Source organism: Nonomuraea sp. NPDC049141 (genome assembly GCF_040648415.1).
GTDB lineage: Bacteria > Actinomycetota > Actinomycetes > Streptosporangiales > Streptosporangiaceae > Nonomuraea.
Window position 1 is genome coordinate 1 of record NZ_JBEZDR010000240.1, and the last position, 1,263, is coordinate 1,263.

A 1,263-nucleotide genomic window follows, 5' to 3' on the forward strand; every position below is an offset into this window, starting at 1 on the left:
CGCAATCCCCTCTACCGGCAGCTCTCGCGGTTGCGCCGGGCGGATCGCGATCACCAGCAAGCAGGGGGTACGCCCCAACAAGACCATCGTCGGGGTCGGCGACGCCGAGATCACCGGCGGCGGGCTGGACTTCTACCGGTCGTACAACGTGATCGTCCGCAACATCAACTTCACCGACGCGGAGGACGACGCGATCAACGTCGGCCAGAACTCGCACCACATCTGGATCGACCACAACCGCTTCTCCGGGGCGGTGGACGGCTCGGTAGACATCGTGCGCGGCGCCGACTACGTGACGGTGTCGTGGAACCACTTCGACCACGCGGACAAGTCCATGCTGATCGGTCACTCCGACGGCTCGGCCTCCACCGACGTGGGCCGGCTGAAGGTCAGCATCCACCACAACTTCTTCGACCACAGCCGCCAGCGGCACCCCCGGGTCCGCTTCGGCGAGCCGGTGCACGTCTACAACAACTACTTCCTCGGCAACGCCCTCTACGGCGTGGCGTCGACGGAGAACGCCGGCGTGCTGGTGGAGGGGAACTACTTCCGCGACGTGCCGCACCCGATGTGGTCGGCGAGCGGCTACGCCGACAGCGGACCCGGCCGGGCGGTGCAACGCCACAACGTGTACGTGGGCTCCGGCACGCCGGAGACGAACGGCACCGTGGTCGAGCCGCGTTCGTACTATCCGTACACCCTCGACCCGGCGGCGGACGTGCCCGCCCTGGTCCTCGCGGGCGCCGGCACCGGGCGCATCTGAGCGGACACGCGAGGGGCCCCCTGCCGTCGTGGCAGGGGGCCCGTCGTCCGTGTCGTCAGCTGGCGATCATGCGACGCAGCACGTACTGCAGGATGCCGCCGTGCCGGTAGTAGTCCGCCTCGCCCGGGGTGTCGATCCGGACCACCGCGTCGAACTCGACGCCGGTGTCGGTGCTGACCTTGACCGTACGCGGGGTCTCGCCGTCGTTCAGCGCGGTCACACCGGTGATGGAGAACGTCTCCGTGCCGGTGAGCCCGAGCGACTCGGCGGTCTCGCCCGCCGGGAACTGCAGTGGGAGCACGCCCATGCCGATCAGGTTCGAGCGGTGGATGCGCTCGTACGACTCGGCGACGACCGCCCGGACGCCGAGCAGCATGGTGCCCTTGGCCGCCCAGTCGCGCGACGAGCCGGAACCGTACTCCTTGCCGGCCAGCACGACCAGCGGGATGCCGGCCTCCTGGTAGGCCACGGAGGCGTCGTAGATCGAGGTCTGCTCGCCG

The 1,263-nt window shown here is 69.3% G+C and carries 1 protein-coding gene and 1 pseudogene; one reads left to right on the forward strand and one right to left on the reverse strand.

Annotated features, from left to right (window positions below; genetic code table 11):
- A partial coding sequence (locus AB0B91_RS66165; RefSeq protein WP_358343274.1) for a pectate lyase occupies window positions 1-763 on the forward strand: 763 nt, incomplete at its 5' end.
- Between the two features lie 55 nt (window positions 764-818).
- Here the strand turns inward: AB0B91_RS66165 and acnA are convergent.
- A pseudogene (acnA, locus tag AB0B91_RS66170) lies at window positions 819-1,263 on the reverse strand (aconitate hydratase); the annotation flags it as partial.